17 protein-coding genes, 1 tRNA gene and 1 other RNA gene are annotated in these 20,834 nt (G+C 68.2%); 7 read left to right on the top strand and 12 right to left on the bottom strand.

All coding sequences use genetic code 11. From position 1 onward, the window contains the following. Positions 1-45 precede the first annotated feature (45 nt). From LMI96_RS02990 to LMI96_RS03030, 9 genes are all read right to left on the bottom strand, one after another. Positions 46-294, bottom strand: coding sequence for an acyl carrier protein (locus LMI96_RS02990; RefSeq protein WP_223721128.1), 249 nt, complete (start codon positions 292-294; stop codon positions 46-48). Between the two features lie 69 nt (positions 295-363). Continuing rightward, positions 364-1,365: a beta-ketoacyl-ACP synthase III gene (locus LMI96_RS02995; protein WP_223721129.1), complete on the bottom strand. Its 1,002-nt coding sequence runs from the start codon at positions 1,363-1,365 to the stop codon at positions 364-366. Further along, entirely contained in the window at positions 1,362-2,282 is a 921-nt protein-coding gene (locus tag LMI96_RS03000) for an ACP S-malonyltransferase (protein WP_228360423.1), read from the bottom strand. Before LMI96_RS03000 ends, LMI96_RS02995 begins: the two co-directional genes overlap by 4 nt. Positions 2,283-2,368: 86 nt before the next feature. Continuing rightward, positions 2,369-3,586, bottom strand: coding sequence for a CdaR family transcriptional regulator (locus LMI96_RS03005; protein WP_228360424.1), 1,218 nt, complete (start codon positions 3,584-3,586; stop codon positions 2,369-2,371). Between the two features lie 2 nt (positions 3,587-3,588). Then, a complete protein-coding gene (gene aceE, locus LMI96_RS03010) occupies positions 3,589-6,315 on the bottom strand; it encodes a pyruvate dehydrogenase (acetyl-transferring), homodimeric type (protein WP_228360425.1) in 2,727 nt (908 codons plus the stop codon). 529 nt (positions 6,316-6,844) lie between these two features. Continuing rightward, a tRNA-Val gene (locus tag LMI96_RS03015) sits at positions 6,845-6,917 on the bottom strand. Positions 6,918-6,951: 34 nt separating this feature from the next. Next, complete coding sequence (locus LMI96_RS03020; RefSeq protein ID WP_228360426.1) at positions 6,952-7,776, bottom strand: ABC transporter permease; 825 nt, start codon at positions 7,774-7,776, stop codon at positions 6,952-6,954. 26 nt (positions 7,777-7,802) lie between these two features. Next, positions 7,803-8,810, bottom strand: a complete 1,008-nt coding sequence (locus tag LMI96_RS03025) for an aliphatic sulfonate ABC transporter substrate-binding protein (protein ID WP_228360427.1) — start codon at positions 8,808-8,810, stop codon at positions 7,803-7,805. Between the two features lie 55 nt (positions 8,811-8,865). Then, positions 8,866-9,672, bottom strand: a complete 807-nt coding sequence (locus tag LMI96_RS03030; protein WP_228360428.1) for an ABC transporter ATP-binding protein — start codon at positions 9,670-9,672, stop codon at positions 8,866-8,868. Positions 9,673-9,817: 145 nt separating this feature from the next. Here LMI96_RS03030 and LMI96_RS03035 point away from each other — a divergent pair, with 145 nt between their 5' ends. From LMI96_RS03035 to rnpB, 3 genes are all read left to right on the top strand, one after another. Next, the gene (locus LMI96_RS03035) at positions 9,818-10,549 is read left to right on the top strand and encodes a zinc ribbon domain-containing protein (RefSeq protein WP_228360429.1); all 732 of its coding nucleotides are present in this window, start codon (positions 9,818-9,820) and stop codon (positions 10,547-10,549) included. After that, positions 10,485-12,287 carry a bifunctional 3'-5' exonuclease/DNA polymerase gene (locus tag LMI96_RS03040; RefSeq protein ID WP_374197903.1) on the top strand — a complete coding sequence of 601 codons (1,803 nt, stop codon included), beginning with the start codon at positions 10,485-10,487 and terminating at the stop codon, positions 12,285-12,287. Before LMI96_RS03035 ends, LMI96_RS03040 begins: the two co-directional genes overlap by 65 nt. 15 nt (positions 12,288-12,302) lie before the next feature. Next, an RNA gene (gene rnpB / locus LMI96_RS03045) (RNase P RNA component class A) lies at positions 12,303-12,672 on the top strand. Between the two features lie 81 nt (positions 12,673-12,753). Here the strand turns inward: rnpB and ppgK are convergent. Continuing rightward, positions 12,754-13,551 carry a polyphosphate--glucose phosphotransferase gene (ppgK, locus tag LMI96_RS03050; protein WP_228360431.1) on the bottom strand — a complete coding sequence of 266 codons (798 nt, stop codon included), beginning with the start codon at positions 13,549-13,551 and terminating at the stop codon, positions 12,754-12,756. Positions 13,552-13,617: 66 nt separating this feature from the next. Between ppgK and LMI96_RS03055 the strand changes: the two genes are divergently transcribed. From LMI96_RS03055 to LMI96_RS03070, 4 genes are all read left to right on the top strand, one after another. Further along, positions 13,618-13,800, top strand: a complete 183-nt coding sequence (locus tag LMI96_RS03055) for an SPOR domain-containing protein (protein ID WP_223721139.1) — start codon at positions 13,618-13,620, stop codon at positions 13,798-13,800. 104 nt (positions 13,801-13,904) lie between these two features. Further along, the gene (glnA, locus tag LMI96_RS03060; protein WP_223721140.1) at positions 13,905-15,242 is read left to right on the top strand and encodes a type I glutamate--ammonia ligase; all 1,338 of its coding nucleotides are present in this window, start codon (positions 13,905-13,907) and stop codon (positions 15,240-15,242) included. 7 nt (positions 15,243-15,249) lie between these two features. Continuing rightward, positions 15,250-18,249: a bifunctional [glutamine synthetase] adenylyltransferase/[glutamine synthetase]-adenylyl-L-tyrosine phosphorylase gene (locus tag LMI96_RS03065; protein ID WP_228360432.1), complete on the top strand. Its 3,000-nt coding sequence runs from the start codon at positions 15,250-15,252 to the stop codon at positions 18,247-18,249. A gap of 53 nt (positions 18,250-18,302) precedes the next feature. Then, positions 18,303-18,812: a GNAT family N-acetyltransferase gene (locus LMI96_RS03070; RefSeq protein ID WP_228360433.1), complete on the top strand. Its 510-nt coding sequence runs from the start codon at positions 18,303-18,305 to the stop codon at positions 18,810-18,812. Here LMI96_RS03070 and LMI96_RS03075 read toward each other — a convergent pair. After that, entirely contained in the window at positions 18,803-19,135 is a 333-nt protein-coding gene (locus LMI96_RS03075) for a YbjQ family protein (RefSeq protein WP_223721143.1), read from the bottom strand. The genes LMI96_RS03070 and LMI96_RS03075 overlap by 10 nt on opposite strands. Before the next feature lie 149 nt (positions 19,136-19,284). After that, on the bottom strand, positions 19,285-20,709 hold the full coding sequence (gene glnA / locus LMI96_RS03080; protein WP_223721144.1) for a type I glutamate--ammonia ligase: 1,425 nt from the start codon (positions 20,707-20,709) through the stop codon (positions 19,285-19,287). Between the last annotated feature and the right edge of the window lie 125 nt (positions 20,710-20,834).

A 20,834-nucleotide genomic window follows, 5' to 3' on the forward strand; every position in this document is an offset into this window, starting at 1 on the left:
TCTCTCTGGTCGGTGCGGTGGGGACGAGGTCCCCACCGCGTCGGCTCACGCCTGGTTGCTGGTGATGAACGTGACCGCGTCGCCGACGGTCTTGAGGTTCTTGACCTCGTCGTCGGGGATGGTCACGGAGAACTTCTCCTCGGCGTTCACGACGATGGTCATCATCGAGATGGAGTCGATGTCGAGGTCATCGGTGAACGACTTCTCGAGGGCGACCTCGTCGGCCGAAATGCCGGTCTCATCGGTGATCAGCTCGGCGAGGCCCGCGAGAACTTCGTCAGTGGTGAAAGCCATGGTGTCTCCTTATGTTGAGGCTTAGGGGGTCGGTGACCGCGAATCAGTCTAGATGCGTCGCTTCGTCCGTCATGGGAGCACCACGACCTGGGCGCCGAAGACGAGTCCCGCGCCGAACCCGATCTGCAGGGCGAGACCGCCGCTGAGCTCGGGGTTCTCTTCCAGCAACCGGTGGGTGGCGAGCGGGATGGATGCCGCCGACGTGTTGCCGGTCGTGGCGATGTCGCGCCCGATGATCACCGTCTCGGGAAGCCCGAGCTGCTTGGCGAACTCATCGATGATGCGCATGTTGGCCTGGTGGGGCACGAACGCGGCGAGATCGGATGCCTCGATTCCCGCGGCCTCGATCGCGCGTCGCGCGACTTTCACCATCTCCCACACGGCCCACCGGAACACGACGGGCCCGTCCTGGCGCAGGGTCGGCCACGGGGCAGCGCCGTCGCGGAACTCGGTGAGGGTCGCGTCCATGCCGACCGCATCCGCCTTCGAGCCGTCCGATCCCCACACCGTAGGGCCGATGGCGGGAGTGTCGCTCGGTCCGACGACGACGGCGCCGGCACCGTCGCCGAGCAGGAACGAGATGCTGCGGTCGGTCGGGTCGACGACATCGGAGAGCTTCTCCGCGCCCACGACGACGGCGTAGTGCGCGGCACCCGCGCGGATGAGGGCGTCGGCCTGTGCGACCGCGTACGTGAATCCGGCGCAGGCGGCGTTGGCATCGTAGGCCGCCGCCGGGTTGGCGCCGATCCGATCGGCCACGACCGCAGACATCGACGGCGTCTGCCGCGAGTTGCTGATCGTAGCGATGATCACGAGATCGATCTGGTCGGGGGCGATACCGGAGCGTTCCACCGCCTCGGTCGCGGCGATCGTGGCCAGGTCGGTTGCGCTGGTCTCCGGCACCGCGCGCGTGCGCGTGATGATTCCGGTGCGCTGACGGATCCACTCGTCGCTCGAGTTGATGGGCTCGATCAGGTCGTCGTTGGTCACCGCGACCTCACCGCGGGCGGCCCCGTAGGAGTAGATCCGCGTGTAGGCGGGTCCCTGGGACTGCCGGATGGTGGGGGTCATGCGTTCTCCTCCGCGAGCAGCGCGACGGCCGCATCGAGATCGTCGGGCGTCTTGACGGCGACGGCGGGGGTGCCGCGCAGGCCGCGCTTGGCGAGGCCGACGAGGGTTCCGGCGGGCGCGAACTCGATGAGCCCGGTCACGCCGTGTTCCGCGAAGGAGGCCATGTCGAGGTCCCAGCGCACGGGCGCGGCGACCTGGCCGACGAGCAGGTCGAGCGCGGCGCGGCCGTGGGCGACGACGGAGCCGTCCGAGTTGGTCCAGAGCGTGCGGTCGGGGTCGTTCGGCGCCAGCGCCGCCGCAGCGCGCGCGAGAGCGTCGACCGCGGGCTGCATGTGGTGCGTGTGGAAGGCTCCGGCCACCTGCAACGGTACGACGCGGGTGCCGCGCGGGGCATCGGACGCCAGCGCCGTCAGTGCGTCGAGCGCGCCGGCAGCGACGATCTGACCGCCTCCGTTGCGGTTGGCGGGCGTCAGATCGAGCTCGGCGAGTCGCGCGAGCACCGTTTCCTCGTCGCCGCCGAGGATCGCGCTCATCCCGGTGGGCGAGACAGCGGCTGCGGCAGCCATGGCGCGGCCGCGAATGCCGACCAGACGAAGAGCGTCGTCGTCCGTGAGGACTCCGGATGCGGCGACCGCGGCGAGCTCGCCGACCGAGTGTCCGGCGACACCGCCGATCACGGCGTCGGTGCGCTCAGCGAGTGCGTGCCACGAGAGGAGCGCGGCGGCGACGATCAGCGGCTGTGCGATCTTCGTGTCGCGGATCTCGTCGGCATCCGCGTCGGTGCCGGCGGCGATCAGGTCGACCTGCGCAGCATCCGAGTAGGCCGCCATGCGCTCGCGGGCGCCCTCGAGTTCGAGCCACGGCGAGAGGAACCCGGGCGTCTGAGACCCCTGCCCGGGGAAAAGACCGATGATCACAATTCCATCCTGTCAAGATCGGGAGCGGCATTCTGGTGGAATCCAGACAAGAATCCGATCTTCCTTTGGTGCCGATCGATAGTCGGTCAGCGCGGGCGGCGTGTTGCCGACGAGCGTCGCCGTGTCGTGTCGGTTCCGATCGCCCCGAGAATGAGCGCGGTCTGCAGAATCAGCGCCTCGCGGGGGCCGGTCGCGTCCCATCCGATGACGTCCGAAACCTTCTTGAGCCGATAACGCACGGTGTTGGGATGCACGAACAGCTCGCGCGCGGTCGCTTCGAGCGATCGGCCGTTGTCGAGATAGCTCCAGAGCGTCGTGACGAGGTCGGCACTGTGGGCACGGAGCGGGCGGTATACGCGCTCGACGAGGGTCTGCTTGGCGAGCGGGTCGCCGGCGAGCGCGCGCTCGGGCAGAAGATCATCGGCCTCCACGGGCCGCGGCGCGTTCCGCCAGGCACGTGCGACAGCGAATCCGGCCAACGCCGCGCGGGCGCTCTGACTCGCGTCGACGAGAGCAGGAACGGTGGGGCCGAGGATGAGGTGGCCGGGGCCGAATCCCGGCTCGAGACGCTTCGCGATCTCCGCGAGCGAAAGATCGGTCTCGTCGTCGTGTGCCTGGTGCGACGGATCCGTCCGTCCGATGACCAGCACGAGGCGCGACCCTTGCACGCCGACGAGAACGTCGACGCCGAGCTTTCTGGCACGCCGCCGAAGCTGATCGACGTCGAACTGCGGGGGCGTCGTGCCGACGAGTACCGAGACCTCGCCGTGGCCGTGCCAGCCGAGCGCCGCGATGCGACTGGGCAGCTCTTCGTCGGCTTCACCCGTGAGGATGGAGTCGACCACGAGGGCTTCCAGGCGCGCGTCCCAGAGACCGCGAGCTTCCGCCGCGCGGGCGTACACGTCGGCGGAGGCGAAGGCGACGTCACGCGAGTACAGCAGGATCGCCTCGCGGAGATCCTCTGCGCGACCGGCGACGCGCTCTTCCGTGACCTCGACGGTCACTCGGATCAGCTGGAGCGTCTGCTGCAGGCTGACGCTCCGCAGCAGCTCACGCGGAGCGCTGGCGAAGATGTCGGCAGCGATCCAGGGTGTCGATGTCGGATCGTCGTACCACTGGATGAATGCGGTGATGCCCGCCTGTGCCACCAGCCCCACCGACGACCGCCGCGCGGGCGGCATGTCGGCGTACCACGGCAGCGTGTCTTCGAGCCGCTTGATGGTGATGGTGGCCAGATCCCCGGAGATGCGCCGTAGCCAGGCGAGTGTCTCCGCCTTGTCTGGCGACTCCGGGGATCGGCTCATCCTCAGCTCTCGCCGCCCGCGTTCCCGGAGGTGCCGGCGGTGACGTCGTTCAGGCGGTACTTCTCAATTGCCTGCGCGATGACGGAGCGATCGATGACGCCTTCTTCGGCTAGGCCCTGCAGGGTGCGGACCACGACCGACGGGCCGTCGATCTTGAAGAACCGGCGGGCAGCGGCGCGGGTGTCCGAGAAGCCGAAGCCCTCGGCGCCGAGCGTCAGATACCGGTTCGGCACCCACTGGCGGATCTGGTCCTGCACGGCGTGCATGAAGTCGCTGACCGCGACGACCGGTCCCTGCGCGTCGCGCAGCTTCTCGGTCACGTAGGCCGTGCGCGGCTCGTCGGACGGGTTGAGGAACGTGTGCTCGTCGGCGGCGAGGCCGTCACGGCGCAGTTCGGTCCACGAGGTGACCGACCAGACATCCGCCGAGACGCCCCAGTCGTCACGCAGCAGCTGCTGCGCCTCGAGCGCCCACGGCACGCCGACACCCGACGCGAGGATCTGCGCACGGTGTCCGTTGCCGGAGCCTTCGGAGATGCGGTGGATGCCGCGGACGATGCCCTCGACGTCCACGCCCTCGGGTTCCGCGGGCTGCACGATCGGCTCGTTGTACACGGTGATGTAGTACATGACGTTCGGGTCGGAGTGCTCGCCGCCGTACATCCGCTCGATGCCGGACCGCACGATGTGCGCGATCTCGTAACCGTAGGCCGGGTCGTACGAAACGGTGGCCGGATTCGTGGACGCCAGCAGGTGCGAGTGTCCGTCGGCGTGCTGGAGGCCTTCACCCGTCAGAGTGGTGCGACCGGCCGTCGCGCCGATGATGAATCCGCGCGACATCTGGTCGCCCGCCGCCCACTGGGCGTCGCCCGTGCGCTGGAAGCCGAACATCGAGTAGAAGACGTAGACCGGGATGAGCGGCTCGCCGTGCGTCGCGTACGACGTCGCGGTCGCGGTGAACGCGGCGACCGCGCCGGCCTCGTTGATGCCGACGTGCATGATCTGACCCTGCGGGCTCTCCTTGTAGGCGAGCAGCAGCTCCCGGTCGACCGAGGTGTAGTTCTGGCCGTTCGGGTTGTAGATCTTGGCGGTCGGGAAGTACGCGTCCATACCGAAGGTGCGTGCCTCATCCGGGATGATCGGCACGATCCGGTTGCCGAAGTCCTTGACGCGGAGCAGGTCCTTCAGCAGGCGGACGAACGCCATCGTGGTGGCGACCTCCTGTGTGCCGGAACCCTTCTTCGGCAGCGCGTACGCCTTGTCGTCCGGCAGGGTGAGGCCGACGTGCGTCGAGCGCCGCTCGGGCAGGAATCCGCCGAGCTCGCGACGGCGCTCCAGCATGTATTGGATCGTCTCGTCCTGGGCGCCGGGGTTGTAGTACGGCGGGGTGTACGGGTTCTCTTCGAGCTGCGCGTCCGTGACCGGGATGTGCATCGCGTCGCGGAAGTGCTTCAGGTCGTCGAGGGTCATCTTCTTCATCTGGTGGGTCGCGTTGCGGCCCTCGAAGTGCGGACCCAGGCCGTAGCCCTTGATGGTGTGCGCGAGGATGACGGTCGGCTGGCCCTTGTGCTCGACGGCGGCCTTGAAGGCCGAGTAGACCTTGCGGTAGTCGTGTCCGCCGCGCTTCAGGTTCCAGATCTGCTCGTCGGAGTAGTCCTTCACCAGGGCGGCGCTGCGCTCGTCCCGTCCGAAGAAGTGCTCGCGGACGTACGCGCCGTTCTCGGTCTTGTACGTCTGGAAGTCACCATCCGGAGTGACGTTCATGAGGTTACGGAGAGCGCCGTCGGAGTCGCGGGCGAGCAGCTCGTCCCATTCGCGGCCCCAGATGACCTTGATGACGTTCCAGCCCGCGCCGCGGAAGTAGCTCTCGAGCTCCTGGATGATCTTGCCGTTACCGCGCACCGGGCCGTCGAGTCGCTGCAGGTTGCAGTTGACAACGAACGCGAGGTTGTCGAGACCCTCGTTCGCGGCGACCTGGAGCTGACCGCGGCTCTCAACCTCGTCCATCTCGCCGTCGCCCAGGAAGGCCCAGACGCGCGAGTCGGACAGGTCCTTCACGCCACGGTTGGTGAGGTACTTGTTGGTCATCGCCTGGTAGATCGCGTTGATCGGGCCGAGGCCCATCGACACGGTCGGGAACTGCCAGTAGTCCGGCATCAGGCGAGGATGCGGGTACGAGGGGAGACCGTTCGCGCCGGCGGACTTCTCCTGACGGAAGCCGTCGAGCTGCTGCTCGGTCAGGCGACCTTCGAGGAAGGACCGGGCGTACATGCCGGGGGAGGCATGGCCCTGGAAGAAGATCTGGTCGCCGCCACCGGGGTGATCGGCCGCACGGAAGAAGTGGTTGAAGCCGACCTCGTAGAGCGCGGCGGACGACGCGTACGTCGAAATGTGGCCGCCGACGCCGATGCCGGGGCGCTGTGCCCGGTGCACCGTCATGGCTGCGTTCCAGCGGATCCAGGCGCGGTAGCGGCGCTCGATCTCTTCGTCGCCGGGGAACTCGGCCTCGTTCTCGGGCGCGATCGTGTTGATGTAGTCGGTGGTCGGAACCATCGGCACACCGAGGTGCAGATCACGGGAGCTCTTGAGGAGGCTGAGCATGATCTCGCGACCGCGAGCGTGCCCCCGCGCATCGACGAGCTGTTGGAGGGATTCCTGCCATTCGGCGGTCTCTTCGGGGTCGCTGTCTTGCGGGCCCTGCGAGTACGGATCCTGATCGTGGACAGTCACTAGACGCCTTTCATCACACGGCAGGTCTTGCCGGAAGGAACCATCAGATCGGTGCATGCCTTGTTCGGCGGCAACAACGCACCATCGACCAGCTTAGCCAACGGTCGGCGGCCCGGATCGCCCTGGCGTGAGATATGACTCCGGCCGGGGTCGACCGCGGCGCAGGGGTGCGCCGTGGCGGTCGGGGTGCCTCCCGCCGTGCGCGGGCGGCACGGACGCGGGCGCCGTCGGGCGTGACGGGGGAGAAGAGGAAGCTCGCGCCGTGCGCGCACCACATCCGGCTCTCGCGAGATTGCGCGCACCGCATCCGGTCCTCGCGAGATGAGGATGATCGGCTGAGACGAGGACGTCTGGGCCCGATATGCCCTCGTCTCGGCGGATGATCCTCATCTCAGGGGCCCCTGCTCGGTGGGCCGCCCCGTCGCTACCCCACACGTCGCATCCGCGACGCGCGGGGCCCCTCGCTCCGTGGGCCGCCCCGTCGCTACCCCACACGTCGCATCCGCGACGCGCGGGGCCCCTCGCTCCGTGGGCCCTGCCGGGATCGAACCGACGACATCCACGGTGTAAACGTGGCGCTCTACCAGCTGAGCTAAAGGCCCTCGGGAACAAGTCTACGCGGCGACTCCGCGGCCATCAGCCCCAGCGCCGCACGGCCCACTTCTGCACGACGGCGAGAAGCGAGTCGGTGAGCTTTCCGAGCACGGCCAACAGGATGATGGCGAGCACGATCTGGTCGACGCGGCCGTTGTTCTGCCCACGCAAGAGCAGGAACCCGAGTCCCATCGACGCGCCGAGCAACTCGGCCGCAACGAGGAACAGCCAGGCCTGCACGAGCGCCAGACGGAGACCGGAGAAGAGCGAGGGGAGCACGGCAGGCAACTGCACCGTGAAGAAGAGCCGGAGACCTCCGAAGCCGAACGACCGGCCGAGTTCGACCAGGTGCGGGTCGACGTGGCGCAGGGCCATCGAAACCGTCGTGAAGACAGGGAAGAACGCGCCGATCGCGATCAGGATGATCTTGGACTGCTCTCCGATCAAGAACCACACGATCAGGAGCGGAATCCAGGCGAGGCTCGGGACGGCTCGCACAACTCCCAGCGTCGGCGAGAGCGCTGCATCCCAGAACCTGGATAGGCCGATGAGACCGCCGAGTGCGATACCCAGAAGCGCGCCCACGGCGAACCCGATGATCACGCGCTGCAACGAGATGGCGGTGAACTGCCAGAGTTCACCCCGTTCAGCGAGATCGACGCCCGCCTGAATGACGGCCGCAGGGCTGGGGAACTTGTACGGGGGGACGATCGGGTCGCCGGGCAGCGTGAGGAAGAACCACACGACGAAGAGCACGACCGGCACCACCGCGCCGACGATCACTCGCACGCCCGGTCGGGCGAGGAGTCCTCGTCCGGTTCGGGGCTCTGCGGAGTCTCGTACGGGCTTGGTGCCGGTCGTGCTCATGAGCGTCGTCCTTTCGGCGGCCGGCGTCAGCCGGCGGCGTTTTCGGCGAACTGCGGTGCGAACAGCTCGTCGAGCGCCTTGTCGATGGCTGCCTGATCGGCCACGTCTCCGAGCGAGACCTGGATCGCGCCGATCGGCGCAAGCACCTTGTTCAGGGCATCGCCGGGAACCGGGTCGGTGTCGAGGCCTTCGCGCTCGTCGATGACCTTCTGGGCGACCGCGAGATCGATGGATGCGGCATCGGCGAGGATCTGCGCCGTGTCCTCCGGGTTCTCGAGCGCCCAAGCACGGGCACGTTCGTAGGCGTCGACGACGTCTTGGACCGCATCCGGGTTCTGCGTGATGATGTCCTCGCTCGCGTTCAGCACGCTGTAGGAGTTGAAGTCCAGGTTCCGGTACGCGAGCGTCGCGCCGCTCGCCTCAGCGGTCGCCATGATCGGGTCGAGGCCCGACCACGCGTCGACCGAACCGGACTGCAGAGCTGCCCAGCCGTCTGCGTGCAGCAGGTTCTCGACGGTCACGTCGTCGACCGACAGACCGGCTTCCTCGAGCGCCTGCACGAGGAAGAAGTACGGGTCGGTGCCGAGCGCTGCCGCGATGCGCTTGCCCTTGAGGTCCTCGACGGAGCTGATGTCGGAGCCTGCCGGCACGACGAGCGCGGCCCATTCGGGCTGTGCGACGACGTCGACGATCTGCTGCGGTGCGCCGTTCGCGCGGGCGAGGAGCGCCGCCGACCCCGCCGTCGAACCGAAGTCGATCGCGCCGGCGCGGAGGGCTTCGTTGGCCTTCGAGGACCCGAGCGACTGCACCCATTCGACGGTGTAGCCCTCCTCCTCGAGCCAGCCCTGGTCCTTCACGATCAGGCTGAGCGGGTTGTAGGTCGCCCAATCGAGTCGGAGGGTGGTTCCTTCGGCAGAGGCACCGGATGCGGCCGGCTCGGCGGGAGAGTCTTCGCCGGCGACGCAGCCCGTGAGAGCGAGCGCGGCGAGAGCGACACCGGCGGTGAAGCCGAGTGCGCGACGGGACAGAGACATGTGAGTGCCTTTCGGGGTGCGGTGAGGGAGGACGTGCGGTGCGTGCACGTCGAGGTCAGTGAGCGTGACGGTCGATACCGAGAGCGCCGAGAAGGTCAGCGCGCATCTCGGCCAACTTCGCCGACCCGCGGTCGCGCGGGCGGTCGCCGGGAACGGTGAGGAGTTGCTGGATGCCGGCGCCGGCGACGCCGTCCTGCAGCCCGAGCACGATGATGCGGTCGGCCAACTGCAGGGCTTCGTCGACGTCGTGCGTCACCAGGAGTGTCGTGGTCGGCGCCTCGGCGAGCACCGCCAGGAGGAGATCCTGCATCCGGAGCCGCGTGAGCGCGTCGAGCGCGCCGAACGGTTCGTCGAGGAGCAGCACGCCCGGGCGCCGCGCGAGAGCGCGCGCGAGGGAGGTGCGCTGCGCCATGCCACCGGAGATCTGCCGGGGACGATGGGAGGCGAAGTCGGTGAGGCCGATGAGGTCGAGGAGGTCGGCGATCCTGGCGTCGCGCTCGGCGCGGGGCAGCCCGCGCGGCAGGCCGAGAGCGATGTTCTCGGCGACCGACCGCCAGGGGAGCAGGCGCGGTTCCTGGAACCCGACCGCGATGCGCGCGTCGATCCCCGTCACCGGGTCGTCGTCGATCAGAACGTCGCCGGTGCTCGCGCGGTCGAGTCCGCCCGCGATGCGAAGAAGCGTCGACTTTCCGGAACCGGAGGCTCCGAGGATGGCGACGAGCTCGCCCGGCTGGACCTCGAGGTCGATGTCGGACAGCACGACGTGTGTACCGAACGTCCGGCCGAGTGCGCGGAATCGGAGCCGCGCGGCCGGAACCTCGCGGGATCCGGTTGTCGGGATGTCGGTGAGAGCGGCGGTCATGCGGAGCTCCTCTCGACGCACAGCGGGTGGGATGTGTCGAAATTAACGAGCTTCCTCGCCGGAAGCACGACGAGCGACACGCGAGGTAACACGGGTTCACGTGGGCGCCCCGGCCGAGGCGCGTGTGCTGGCGTAGGTTGGGAGAGTGAATGCCGCCCCTGCCGATCAGCTTCGTCTTCTGGATCTCGCCGCCACCGACACACGCCGGACGCAGGCGGATGCCGCGCGGCGCAACCCCCCGCAGGCTCCCCGGCTGCGCGAGCTCGCCGCCGACCGTCAGGCGCTCGCCCGCGAGCTCGGTCAGAGACAGGGGACCGTCGACGATCTGCAGGCGGAACTGCGCCGCATCGAATCCGATGTCGCCGTCGTTGACGCGCGACGCGCGCGCGACAACGAGTTGATGCGCACGACGTCGAGCGCGAAAGACGCGACGGCGATCGAGCACGAGCTCGCGTCGCTGCAGCGCCGTAAGGACGACCTCGAAGAGACACAGCTCGATCTGATGGAGCGTCTCGAGGCGGCCCAAGCCGCGGTCGACGAGCAGCAGGCGGTTATCACCGCGGCGTCGGACGAATACGCGCTTCTGGCGAGCGCTGCCGAGCAGCACATCGCCGAAGCTGCGGCCCGCCTTGAGCAGCTGACCCGCGATCGCGCGGCCGTGGCCTCGGGCATTCCTGCGGCTCTCGTCACGCTCTACGACAAACTGCACGAGCGGAGCGCGGGGGCAGCGCTCGTGCAGGCGCGTACCTGTCTCGGTTGCCACATGATGCTGACCGGCAGCGACCTGAACGTCATCCGCCAGGCGGCGGAGGATGCGGTGGTCACCTGCCCGCAGTGCGACTGCATCCTGGTACGTACCCCCGAGTCCGGGCTCTGACCCGCTCGGTTTCTCGCGGCGGCCGCCGGTGAATCCCGACGCGATCCGCTGGAGTGTCATCGCCCGCACGGGCGCCGGTGCTCTCGACCTGGTGGATCTGGACAAGGACGGCGAGGTTCTCTCTCGGGCGCCGTGGGTGGCCTCCGAAGCCGCCTCGGTCGTCGCCGCGCGCCCGCTGACGCGCTGGGTGTGGGCCGACACTGCCCGCACATACCCGGGCATGCTCGCGGCCGGCGTGCGGGTCCCGCGCGCCTGGGATCTGCGTTTGTGCCACCGCATCCTGCGCTCCGCGCTCCCCGGCGCCGAGCTCGGAGCCGAGCGCCGTTGGGCGGGCGCGGCGACCCCCGTCGACCGCGATGACGGTCTGTTCGCCGTCGACGACGAGCTGGTCCCGGATGCGGACGAGGTACGGGCGGAGCTCCGTCGACAGTGGCGCGCAGTGGCCGCGGCTCCCGACCCCGGGCGGCTTCGGATGCTGCTGCACGCGGAGTCCGTCGGGGCGCTCATCGCGGAGGAGATGCGCGCCGGCGGCTTGCCGTGGGATGCCGCGGAGCACGACCGCATCCTGGTGCGCGAGCTCGGCGAACGTGCGCTTCCGGGCGGCACGCCGCGGCGGATGCAGGAGCTCGCCGTCCGCATCCGCGCGGAACTCGGCGACGATACCGTGTCGCTCGACTCGCCCCCGAAGCTGCTGCGTGCTCTCCGCCGTGCGGGCATTCAGGTCGCCTCGACGAGCCGGTGGGAGCTGGCGGAGCATCCGCATCCGGCCGTCGAACCGCTCCTGGAGTACAAGCGGCTGAGCAGGTTGCTCGTGGCGAGCGGTTGGGCGTGGCTGGATGAATGGGTGCACGCGGGGCGGTTCCGGCCCGTCTATGTGCCGGGCGGCGTGGTGACCGGCCGCTGGGCGTCGAGTGGTGGGGGCGCACTCCAGATCCCGCGTCTTCTTCGCCCCGCGGTACGTCCCGATCCGGGATGGGTGGTCGTCGACGCCGACGTCGCGCAGCTCGAACCCCGTGTGCTCGCCGCGATGTCGCGAGACCTCGCCCTGGCGTCCGCGGCGCGGGGTCGTGATCTCTACTCCGGCATCGTCGATTCGGGCGCGGTCGCGACCCGCGAGGAGGCGAAGTACGCCGTGCTCGGTGCGATGTACGGGGCGACGACGGGCGAAAGCGGTCGGCTGGTGCCACGGCTGCGCCGGGCCTATCCGATCGCGATGGCGCTCGTCGACGATGCGGCCGCGACGGGTGAAGACGGCGGGGTCGTCCGCACGTGGCTGGGCCGGACGTCGCCGCCTCCCGAGCTCGCCCTGCAGGAGCTCTCGGCCGCGGCGAGCGCAGAAGGCGCCGACGCCGCGACGGCCGAACTCGCCCGCCGGGGAGGCCGGGATCGAGGCCGATTCACCCGCAACTTCGTCGTGCAGGGATCGGCGGCGGAGTGGGCGCTGTGCTGGCTCGCAGAGATCCGTGCGCGTCTCGATGCTCTGGGCGCGGTGACGGATCCGCTCGCCGAGCGTGCCGGACCGGTGTTCGAGAATCGCCCGCACCTGGTGTTCTTCCTCCACGATGAGGTCATGGTGCACGCGCCCGCGTCGATGGCGGATGCGGTCGTCCAGGCGATCAGAGATGCTGCGGATGCTGCCGGGCGACGCCTGTTCGGGACGTTTCCGGTGGACTTCCCGCTCGACGTGGAAGTAGTGCGTGATGGCGCCTCAGACGTTGAGGCTCCTGGGCCCGGATAGACTCGGCGGTGCGAATGGGTCGGCTGGACGGTCGCGTCGCGCGCGGTTCGCCGTGTCGCGCCGAGGAACGTCCGGGCTCCGTAGAGCAGGGCGGTGGGTAACACCCACCCGGAGTGATCCGCGAGACAGTGCCACAGAAAACAGACCGCCACGGTTTCGACCGCGGTAAGGGTGAAACGGCGGTGTAAGAGACCACCGGGGTCATGGTGACATGACCCGCAAGGTAAACCTCGCCCGGAGCAAGGTCAGACAGAGGATGTTGACGCGGCTCGCCGAGTCCTCGGGTAGGCCGCTGGAGCGGCACGGCAACGTGTCGCCGAGAGAGATGACCGTCCACGGGGTTCACGCCCCCGGACAGAACCCGGCGTACAGGCCGACCCATTCGCCCTCTCGCCTCACTTCACTTGCCCCAATTACACGCCGCGACGAGCGTTTCGCGTGTATCTGAGACAAGTGAAGCGGGGGGCTACGCGCCCGTGACGGTGCCGTCGAGCTCGGGCGACGCGCCGAGCGACAGCGCCGCGGCACCGATGATGCCCGCGTTGTTGCGGTGCACGGCCGGCACGATCGGCGTCCGCAGCTTCAGCAGGTGCAGGAACTTGTCGGCGTGCTTGGAAACGCCGCCACCCACGATGAACAGGTCGGGGCTGAAGAGGAACTCGACATGGCTGTAGTACCACTGCAGCCGTGCGGCCCACTCGTCCCACTCCAGCTTGTCGCGCTCCATTGCCGAGTATGCGGCGTAGGCCTCCGCATCCTTCCCGTGCTTCGCGCGCTGCAGGTGTCCGAGCTCCGAGCTCGGGATGAGGACGCCGTCGTAGATCATGGCGGAGCCGATGCCGGTGCCGAGGGTCGTGAGAATCGTCAGGCCGCTGACGTCTTTGGCCGCGCCGAAACGCATCTCGGCGACGCCGGCGACATCCGCATCGTTGGCGAAGTGGATGTCGCGTCCGAGTCCCTGCTCGAAGAACTCCTCGGCGGGGAAGTCGATCCACTTGTCCGACACGTTCGCCGCCGACAGGGTGCGGCCGTTCTTCACGATCGCGGGGAAGGCGACCCCGAGCGCGTAGTCCGAGTCCGACGCGCCGAGCGTCTCGAGGACGGAGCGAACCGCGACGAGAACGTCGTCGGGCTCCGCTCCCGCGGGGGTGGAGACCTTGACCCGGTCGCTGAGCAGCTGACCGTTCTCGAGATCGACGATGCCGCCCTTGATGCCCGTACCGCCGATGTCGATGCCGACCGCGCGGGTCTTCTCTGTAGCCATGCCTCCAGCCTATCCAGGACGACACGAGTCATCAGTAGGATCGACTCAGACAGCGAGGAGTTCGTGGTGAGCGAAGAGAACGAGAAGTACTGGTTCAATCTGACGACCGGTGAGGTCGAGCGCGGCTACGAGTCGCCCGCCATCGATCGTGCGGGCCCGTTCGATACCGCCGAAGAAGCGGCGAACGCTCCCACCCTCCTGAAAGAGCGCTCGCGCCAGTGGGCAGAGGACGACGCGGACGACGAGTGAGACGGAGCGCGTCCCCAGCGACGTGCCCCGCGAAATGACCTGCACCGGCTCGGCCGGTGGATGACGACACCGAACCGGCGATGCCGGCGGGCAGAGGGGAAACGATGGACAAGCAGCGGGACTTCGTGTTGCGCACGATCGAAGAGCGCGGCGTCAAGTTCGTCCGGCTCTGGTTCACCGATGTGATCGGCACCCTGAAGTCGGTGGCGATCGCGCCCGCCGAAGTCGAGGGAGCCTTCGCGGAGGGACTCGGTTTCGACGGATCGGCCATCGAGGGGCTCACCCGCTCGTACGAGTCCGATCTGCTCGCACACCCCGACCCGACGACGTTCCACACCCTGCCGTGGCGCGGTGAGATCGACCCGACCGCGCGCATGTTCTGCGACATCACGACGCCCGACGGCGAGCCCGCCGTGGCCGACCCGCGGCACGTTTTGAAGCGCACGCTCGCGAAGGCGGCGGATGCGGGCTTCACCTTCTACACGCATCCCGAGATCGAGTTCTACCTGCTGAAGTCCTCGACCTTCGGCGCGGAAGGCCCCGAGCCGGTGGACTCCGCGGGCTACTTCGACAACGTCCCCGGAGGCACGGCGCACGATTTCCGTCGCCGGTCGGTGCGGATGCTGGAAGACCTCGGGATCTCGGTGGAGTTCAGCCACCACGAGGGCGGCCCGGGTCAGAACGAAATCGACCTCCGTTATGCGGATGCACTGACGACCGCCGACAACATCATGACGTTCCGTACCGTGATCAAAGAGGTCGCGATCGAGCAGGGCGTCTACGCGACGTTCATGCCGAAGCCACTGAGTGGTCAGCCCGGAAGCGGCATGCACACGCACATGTCGCTGTTCGAGGGCGACATGAACGCGTTCTACGAGGAGGGCGCTCAGTACCAGCTCTCGAAGGTCGGCCGTCAGTTCATCGCCGGGCTCCTGCGCCACGCGAACGAGATCTCGGCCGTCACCAACCAGTTCGTCAACTCCTACAAGCGTCTCTGGGGCGGCGACGAGGCTCCGAGCTTCATCTGCTGGGGCCACAACAACCGCTCCGCGCTCGTTCGCGTGCCGATGTACAAGCCCAACAAGGGCCAGTCGTCTCGCGTGGAGTACCGTGCGCTGGACTCCGCGGCGAACCCGTACCTCGCCTACGCGCTCATGCTCGCGGCCGGGCTGAAGGGCATCGAAGAGGAGTACGAGCTTCCCGCGGAGGCAGAAGACAACGTGTGGTCGCTCTCCGAGTCGGAGCGTCGTGCCCTCGGCTACGCGCCGCTGCCCGCGAGCCTCGACCAGGCGCTGCACTACATGGAGGATTCCGAGCTCGTCGCCGAAACTCTGGGCGAGCAAGTCTTCAACTACGTGCTCCTGAACAAGCGCAAGGAGTGGGCGGGCTACCGCTCGCAGGTCACGCCCTTCGAGTTGAAGAGCAACCTCGAGATGCTCTGAGACCGGCGTGTCCGGTCTCGATCGATCCTCCGCCCGCACCTTCCTGGTGCGGCTGGGGATCGGTGACGTCACGACAGCGCTCGACACGCTCGACGAGCTCAGCGAACTGCTGTCGGTCGAGCGGGACGTGCTCACGGAGGACCTCGGGCGGGCCGCTGATCCGGACGGGGCCCTCCGGGCGGTCGCCCGGATCGCGCGTCGCGCCCCCGATGTCGTGCGGCGCGTGATGGGCGATGCGCTGGAACGCCCGGCGCTCTGGGCGCTGCTCGGCGCCTCCGAAGGCTACGGGGACTTCTACTTCCGGCATCCGGAAGAGATCGACAATCTCGCCGGTGCCCGGGCGGGTCTTCCGACGCTCGACCTCATGCGGGCCGAACTGCTGGCGTCTGTCGGCGACGACAACGGGTTCGCGAGCGCCGGCGACGAAAGCGCCTGGTGTGCGCTGCGCATCGCGTATCGACGTATCGTCGCGCGGATCGCGGTCTACGACCTGTCGGCCGCGGACGCGGAAGCGGTTCTCGCGCCGGTCGCGGCAGCATTGGCGGATGCGGCCGCCGCAGCCCTCGAGGCATCGCTCAGCGTTGCCCGCACCCGGATTTCCCGGGGCCGCCCCGGCGGACTCTTCCCGCGCGAGCAGGTCGCGGCGACCCGCCTGGCGATCATCGGGATGGGCAAGACCGGCGCCCGAGAGCTCAACTACGTGAGCGACGTCGACGTGATCTTCGTGTGCGCGGCGGAGGACACGGAGCTCGAGGACTTCGGTGAGAGTCGGGTCATCGACATCGCCACGCGCCTCGCGGCGCAGACGATGCAGGGCATCTCGGGCGTCGAGATCGAGCCGCCGCTCTGGGAGGTCGACGCGAACCTCCGCCCCGAAGGGAAGCAGGGCGCTCTCGTTCGCACCCTCGACTCGCACCTTTCGTACTACGCACGCTGGGCGAAGAGCTGGGAGTTCCAGGCGCTCCTGAAGGCTCGCGCTCTCGCCGGCGACATGGCGCTGGGCGATGAGTACGTCGCCGCCGTGCAGCCCAAGATCTGGACGAGCGCGGCCCGCGAGAACTTCGTCGACAGCGTTCAGCGGATGCGGGAGCGCGTCACCGACAACATCCCCGCCGCTGAGCTCGCCTCGCAGATCAAGCTCGGGCCCGGCGGCATCCGTGACATCGAGTTCACGGTGCAGCTGCTGCAGTTGGTGCACGGGCTGACGGATGACCGCATCCGGCAGCGCGGCACGCTCGACGCACTCGAGGCGCTGGTCGCGGAGGGCTACATCGGCCGCGCGGAGGCGGCGATCTTCGCCCGGGACTACCGTGTCCTGCGCGTACTCGAGCACCGGATGCAGTTGCGCGCGCTGCGTCGCACGCACCTCATGCCCGACCGCCCCGATGACCGGCGGATCCTCGCGCGGGCGAGCGGGTTCGCCACGACCGGGCAGGGGATCTGGGAGCTCTGGGAGGGCGTGAAGCGCGAGGTGCGCGACATCCACGTGCGGCTGTTCTATCGCCCGCTGCTGTCGGCGGTCGCCTCGCTGCCGGAGGGGGAGCGGACCCTTTCGACGGGGCAGGCGCATGACCGGCTCGCGGCGATCGGATTCCAAGACCCGGCCGGCGCACTGCGCCACATCGGTGCGCTCACCAGCGGTCTGAGCCGCAAGGCCACCATCCAGCGCCACCTCATGCCGATCATGATCCGGTGGTTCGCGGACGGCGTCGACCCGGATTACGGCCTGCTGTCGTTCCGGCGGATCAGCGAGCGGCTGGGGAACACGCCGTGGTTCCTCCGGCTGCTGCGGGATTCGTCTGCGGCGGCGGAAAGTCTCACGCGCGCGCTTTCGGGCTCCCGGTACATCGGGGAGCTGATGGAGTGGATCCCCGAGTCCGCCGCGTGGCTCGACGATGACGATCTCCTCCGACCTCGATCGGGCCAGGCGCTGGAGGAGGAAGCCCGCGCCATCCAGACCCGACACGACACGATCGAAGACGCCATGCGCTCCGTGCGAGCGCTGCGCCGGCGTGAGCTGCTGCGCACCGCGATGGCTGCGGTCGTCGGCGTGCTGACGATCGAGGAGCTCGCGGACGCACTGACGACGATCACCGAGGTCACGATCCAGGCGACGATCCGGGCCGTTCGACGCGAGGTGGTCCCCGCCGAAGACAAGGCGCTCGATTTCGCCGTGATCGCCATGGGCCGTTTCGGCGGGCGAGAACTCGGGTTCGGTTCGGATGCCGATGTGCTGTACGTGTACCGGCCGAACGGGGTGGATCCGGAGCGAGCGCACGCGCTCTCACTGAAGCTCGTGGCGGGCCTGCGAACTTTCTCCGAAGACCACCGTGTGCCGCTCGACCTGGACGCGGACCTTCGCCCCGAGGGACGCAACGGTCCGCTCGTGCGTTCGCTCGAGTCCTACGCGGAGTATTACGGACGCTGGTCGCTGTCGTGGGAGGCGCAGGCGCTGCTGCGCGCGCGGGGCGTGGCGGGGAGCGTTTCTCTGATCGCGGCGTTCACCTCGCTGGCGGATCGCGTGCGATACCCGGTGCGGGCCGATGCGCAGGGCCTGCGTGAGATCAAACGCATCAAAGCGCGCGTCGAGAGCGAGCGCCTGCAGAAGGGCGTCGATCCTGCGCGGCACCTGAAGCTCGGGCCGGGTGGGCTCAGCGACGTCGAGTGGCTCGTGCAGCTGCGTCAGCTCGAGCATGCGCACGCGCACCCGGGCCTGCGCACCACGTCCACCATCGCGGCGCTCGAGGTGCTGGGCGCGACGGGGCTGCTGCCGGAGACCGACGTTCCGCGACTCCACAACGCGTGGCGGCTCGCCAGTCGGTTGCGCTCGGCGAACACGTTGCTCTCCGCGCAGACGAGCGATGTGCTGCCGACGGATCGGCGGCGGCTCGATGGCATCGGCCGGCTCCTCGAGTACCCCGAACGTTCCGCGAGCGCCGTCGAGGAGGACTGGATGCGGGTCTCCCGCGTGGCCCGTCGAGTGTTCGAGAAGCAGTTCTACGGCTGACCCGCCGCGCCTGGCGTGCGTAGGCGCACGACCGGTCGGCATACGCTCGTCGGGTGCGTCATCCTCACTCCCTTACGTTCACCGTCGCGGATCCAGCGTCGCTTGAGGGCCGCGCGATCCTGACCCGCTTCTTCGAGGATCTCGTCGCGAGCTACTGGGGGCGACCGGCGACGTCTGCGGAGGTCACCCGGGCGATGCGAAACGAACCGAGCGATGACCTGCGAGACGGCACGGGGTTCTTCCTCCTCATCCGAGATGATGACCGCATCATCGGATGCGGGGGAGTGCGCCTGATCGATGAGACCACGGGAGAGGTCACTCGGGTGTTCGTCGCGCCGGAGGCGCGCGGCTCGGGAGCGGGCCGCGCGCTCCTTCAGCAATTGGAGTCCGCGAGCGCGCAGCGGGGTCTGCGGCGCCTCCGGCTCACTGTTCGAGAGGACCTTACGCCGGCGCGGAGCCTCTACGAAGCGTGCGGATACGGGGCGGTCGAATCGTTCAGCACGTCGCCGTACGCCGACCACTTCCTCGCCAAGACGATCGGCACGAGTGAACCTCAGGCCTGAGGAGGCGTGATCGGCTCGATGAGCACGGCCGTGCCGTACGCGCAGAACTCGGTGAAGTTGCCGATGGCGCCCGAGTCGAAGCGCATCGCGACGACAGCGTTCGCGCCGCGCTGCTGGGCCTCGGTCCACATCCGCTGCATGACTTCGAACCGCGATTCGTAGATCACCTTCGTGTACTCGGGCATCTCACCCCCGGCGAGTGACCGGAAACCGGCGGTGAAGTTCTGACCGAAGTTCGCGGAGCGAACGGTGAGCCCCATGACCTCTCCGAACACCTGCGTGATCCGGTAGCCCGGAACGTCATTGGTGGTGACTGCGAACATGTTCGACCTCGAATCTCGTCGTGCGTCCCCGGCGGACGCGGGCGTTGATGACGGAACGATCGTAAGGGGCGGCGGGCGTCCCGTGTGCGCGACACAGACATGAGAAGAGCCCGCCAGCTGAGTGCTGGCGGGCTCTTCTCACACGGGCGTCAGACGCCGAAGTACAGCTCGAACTCGAACGGGTGCGGACGAGCCGCGAGCGGCTTGATCTCGTTCTCGATCTTGTACTCGATCCACGTCTCGATGAGCTCGGGCGTGAACACGTTGCCGCGGGTCAGGAACTCGTTGTCGGCACGCAGCGCCTCGAGCGAGTCGAGCAGCGAGTTCGGAACCTGCGGAATGTTCTTCGCTTCCTCGGGGGGAAGCTCGTACAGGTCCTTGTCGACCGGCTCGTGCGGCTCGATGCGGTTCAGGATGCCGTCGAGGCCAGCCATCATCTGGGCAGCGAACGCGAGGTACGGGTTGCCCGAGGCATCCGGTGCACGGAACTCGATGCGCTTGGCCTTCGGGTTCGAGCCGGTGATCGGGATGCGGATCGCCGCGGAACGGTTGCCGGCCGAGTAGACCAGGTTGACCGGAGCCTCGTAGCCCTTCACCAGACGGTGGTAGCTGTTCAGCGTCGGGTTCGTGAAGGCGAGCACGGCGGGCGCGTGGGCGAGCAGGCCGCCGATGTACCAGCGAGCGAGGTCGGAGAGTCCGCCGTAGCCCTTCTCGTCGTAGAAGAGGGGCTTGCCGTCAAGCCACAGCGACTGGTGCGTGTGCATGCCGGAACCGTTGTCACCGAAGAGCGGCTTGGGCATGAAGGTCGCGACCTTGCCCCACTGCTCGGCCGTGTTCTTCACGACGTACTTGAACTTCAGGATGTCGTCGGCCGCGTGCACCATGGTGTCGAAGCGGTAGTTGATCTCCTGCTGACCGCCGGTGCCCACCTCGTGGTGCGAACGCTCGAGGAGCAGGCCCGCCTCGATCAGCTTGAGGCTGATGTCATCGCGGAGGTCGGCCGTCTTGTCGACGGGTGCGACGGGGAAGTAGCCACCCTTGTACGGGGTCTTGTTGGCGAGGTTTCCGCCTTCTTCGGAGCGGCCCGTGTTCCAGGCGCCCTCCTCGGAGTCGACCGAGTAGAAGCTTGCGTTCTGCTTCACCTCGTAGCGCACGTCGTCGAAGATGTAGAACTCCGCCTCGGGGGCGAAGAACGCCGTGTCGGCGATGCCGGTGGAGGCGAGGTACTTCTCGGCCTTCTTGGCGACCTGACGCGGGTCCTTCGCGTAGATCTCACCGTTGCGCGGGTTGTAGATGTCGAAGATCATGACGAGGGTCTTCGCCTCGCGGAACTGGTCGACGTACGCCGTCGAGACGTCCGGAATCAGCTGCATGTCCGACTCGTGGATGTTCGCGAATCCTCGAATCGAGGAGCCGTCGAACAGCTGGCCGACCGTGAAGAATTCTTCATCGACGGTAGCGGCGGGGATGTTGAAGTGCTGCTGCACACCAGGGAGGTCCGTGAACCGGATGTCGAGGAACTTGACGTCCTCGTCCTTGATGAACTTGAGCACCTCTGATGAATCACTGAACATGGGGACTCCAGAGGTAGGGCATTCGGGATTCCGCCCGCCGAAGCGGGCCTGCCTTGACGCTATCGAGAAGGCATTGCTCGCCAGTGTCCCATATGTTTCCGGCAGGTTACGCCTCGATGGTTAGG

The sequence above is a fragment of the Microbacterium sp. cx-59 genome, assembly GCF_020805625.1.
Classification (GTDB): Bacteria; Actinomycetota; Actinomycetes; order Actinomycetales; family Microbacteriaceae; genus Microbacterium.